Raw genomic sequence first — 3,285 nt, 5'->3', positions numbered from 1 at the left:
CGACCGGTCCGGTCGGTGGCACGCTTCACCCTCCTGGGCCTCATGGTCCTCAGCCCGCCGGATCCCGTGTCGGTTCGGTGGCGGCGACGGTGCCGGGCGCGACGGCGGGCGCGCCCGGCGCCTCGGCGTCCACCAGTCCGCCCTTGACGGTCAGCGAGCGGACGTCCTTGCTGCACAGTGCCGCGAGGGTGGCGGAGAGGACCAGACAGACACCGCCGAGCAGCGTCGCGCGCGACCCGAAGCGTTCGGAGAGGGTGCCTGCCGTCATCTCCCCGACGGGCAGGGCGAGGATCGAGCCGAGCATGTCGTACGAGTAGACGCGGGCCAGCCGGTCGGGCGGGACGTTCTCCTGGAGCGACACGTCCCAGGCGACCCCGAACTGCTCCAGGGCGAGCCCGTTGAGGAACATCGCCACCACCAGCAGTGCCAGGGGCGCCGCCTCGGCCAGCGCGATCAGCGGCAGGGCGTCGAGCGCCACCACGGCCACCCCGATGCGCAGGGCGTGACGGGAGCGGGAGCGGCCCACCACGAACCCGCCGATGAGCGCGCCGGCCATCTGTGTGGCCAGCACCAGCCCCCAGGCGGTGCGCCCGTAGGTGCTGTTGGCGATGGTCGGTCCGAGCACCTGGATGCCGCCCGCGGTCACGGCGTTGACGACGAAGAACTGGAGCACCACCACCCACACCCAGGTGCGTGCGGTGAACTCCTTCCATCCTTCGCGGAGTTCGCGCAGCGGCTGGGAGGGCTCGTCCGGTGCCGACTTCGTCCGGGGCACGCGTACCCCGTGGTAGGCGAGGGCGGCGCCCGCGAACACGACGGCGTTGGCGGCCATGCCCCAGCCGGGGCTGAACACGGCCGTGATCATGCCGCCGACCGAGGCGCCGACGATCATGCCGGTGTTCACACCCATGCGGCTCAGGGCGTTGGCGGCGCGCAGTTCCCCGGCGGGCACGGTCTGCGGGACCAGCGAGGCGGAGGCGGGCATCGACACGGCGGCCACCGCGCCGTTGACCACGCTCAGCAGGATGAGCACGCCGAGCGAGGCGGCCTCAGTGAGCAGCACCACGGCGACCGCCGCCTGCACCGCCGCGGCCGACAGGCTGGACCCCTGAAGGATCAGGGCCCGCGGCACACGGTCGGCGAGGATGCCGCCGAAGAGGACGAGGAGGACGTTGGCGATCGACCGCGAGCCGACGACGATCCCGACATCGACGGCGGAGCCGGTCAGGTCCAGGACGGCGAAGGCCAGGGCGATGGGCGCCATGGAGTTGGCGCAGTGGGTCATGGTGCGGCCGAACACCAGGTTGCGGAAGTTCCGATGGCGTAAGGACGCCAGAACGGAAGCCTTCTCGGCTCGCTCGGTCACTCTGAGGTCCCCTCTCGGGCCATTTCGAACAGCATGAGCGTCGCGCTGGCACGTACGGTCCCGGGTGTGTCCGGCGGCCGGGCCTCGGCGTGCATGATGACCCCCAGCTCCACGGCGAGCTCCCGCACCCGCTCCCATGCCTCGGGGGGCAGCCACAGCTCGGCGTCGGTGAACGCCCCCGGCGACCCGGCGACCCGCTCGCGGCTGCGGCGTCGCAGCTCCTCGGAGAGGGCGGCGGCCAGCCCCGCGTAGTCGTCGGGGGATCCGTCGGAGACGGACTCCCCGCTCGCCGGATTGTGGCGGTACAGCTTGGCCCGGCCGCCGCGCACGGTGCTCTCCTCGACCATCTCCAGCAGGCCGGCGGCGTGCAGATGACGCATGTGGTAGCTGACGTTCGCCTGCGACTCGCCCAGCTCGCGCGCGGCCTCACTGGCGCTCATGGCATGCGCGGTGAGCAGGGACAGCAGGCGCAGGCGCAGCGGATGGGCCAGCGCACGCAGACCGCTGAGCTCCGTGCGTCTCTCGGCAGCGGACATGGGCACGAGTATCCGGCCCCGCTCAGCGCACTGTCAAACACTTCTTTGAGGGATGTCTGTCGCCGTCCTGGCGGACCGGGGTGTCGCCGCGGCCGACGACGAACGGCGACAGCGGTGCGGGCAGCGGCGGTCGGCGCTTCCGTCCCCCTTCCAGCGCCGCGCGGGGCAGACCACCACCTGTGTACCGGAGTGCCGCGGGCGATCGCGCCCGGACGAGGCGGAGCTTCCTCGATGTGTTTCCCGGATCACGGAACACCCCTGATTTTCACCGGAGTTATCGAGCCCGAATTGTTGAACTGATACTTCGGTGTAGTCACGTTTCCCCCCACACACGGGAGTTCGCATGCGCCCTGTACGCGCACACAGACCGCTGGTCTCTCTTCTCGCCGCGGCCGCCGCGCTCTGTCTCACCGTCATCGCGGCCCCCACCGCTCAGGCCGCTCCGTCCGGGGCGGAGGCGGCCGGGAAGTACGTCGCTCTCGGCGACTCCTACGCCGTCGGGCCCGGCACCCGCAGCTATGACGACCCGAACGACGCCTGTCGGCGCGGGCCGCTGTCCTACCCCCGGCTGTGGGCGGCGCAGCACCCCTCGTACTCCTTCGTGGAGGCGTCCTGCTCCGGAGCGACCGCCGCGGAGATCAAGAGCCTGCAGGTGCCCCGGCTCACCGCGGACGCGACGCTGGTGACGGTGCAGGCCGGCGGGAACGACGTGGGCTTCGTCAGTGTTCTCCAGAACTGTGTCCTCACCCTGGACGACAAGGACTGTGTCGCCGGGGTCGAGGCCGCGAAGGCGGCGGCGACCGGTGTCCTGCCGGGCGCGCTGGCCGACACCTATGCGGCCGTCAGGGGGGCGGCGCCCAACGCCGAGGTGGTCGTGGTCGGATATCCCCGGCTCTACAAGATCGGCGGCAACTGCGGCATCCTCGGGCTGAGCGACACGGAGCGCACCGCGCTGAACTCGGCGGCCGACGTCCTCAACACCGTTCTCGCGCAGCAGGCGGCGAACGCGGGCTTCACCTTCCTCGACCCGCGGCCGGCCTTCGACGCGCACGCCATCTGCTCGGGGAACCCCACCTGGGTGACGAGCCTGGAGTGGGACAAGCTGAACGAGTCGTACCACCCGAACCAGGCCGGGCACCGGGACGGTTACCTGCCCGCGCTCAACGCCATCACGGGCTGACGGCGGGAACCGACGGGCTCCGGCTCCGCGGGTCACGGACAGGATGACGGTGGCGCGGGGGGGGGGGGGGGCCCGGCGGGCGCGGCTCGGCGGGGGGTGGCCGGGGGTGTTGGGGTGCGCCCGGGCCCGCCCGGGGCGGGGCGGGGGGCGGACGGAGAGACGGACAGGGGGAGGGGCCCGGATCATCCTGTAATCCGGGCCCC

The 3,285-nt window shown here is 72.2% G+C and carries 3 protein-coding genes; 1 reads left to right on the top strand and 2 read right to left on the bottom strand.

From position 1 onward, the window contains the following. Window positions 1–49: 49 nt before the first annotated feature. Together ACFXPK_RS23060 and ACFXPK_RS23055 are read right to left on the bottom strand one after the other, a co-directional pair. A complete protein-coding gene (locus ACFXPK_RS23060) occupies window positions 50–1,366 on the bottom strand; it encodes an MFS transporter (protein WP_385007800.1) in 1,317 nt (438 codons plus the stop codon). Next, the gene (locus ACFXPK_RS23055; RefSeq protein WP_385007802.1) at window positions 1,363–1,902 is read right to left on the bottom strand and encodes a helix-turn-helix domain-containing protein; all 540 of its coding nucleotides are present in this window, start codon (window positions 1,900–1,902) and stop codon (window positions 1,363–1,365) included. The genes ACFXPK_RS23060 and ACFXPK_RS23055 overlap by 4 nt, the downstream gene beginning before the upstream one ends. A 343-nt stretch (window positions 1,903–2,245) precedes the next feature. Between ACFXPK_RS23055 and ACFXPK_RS23050 the strand changes: the two genes are divergently transcribed. Next, window positions 2,246–3,082, top strand: a complete 837-nt coding sequence (locus tag ACFXPK_RS23050) for an SGNH/GDSL hydrolase family protein (protein WP_385078192.1) — start codon at window positions 2,246–2,248, stop codon at window positions 3,080–3,082. The last annotated feature ends 203 nt before the right edge of the window (window positions 3,083–3,285 follow it).

Source organism: Streptomyces sp. NPDC059142 (genome assembly GCF_042755665.1).
Lineage (GTDB): Bacteria > Actinomycetota > Actinomycetes > Streptomycetales > Streptomycetaceae > Streptomyces.
This window is presented reverse-complemented; position numbering and strand designations above follow the sequence as displayed.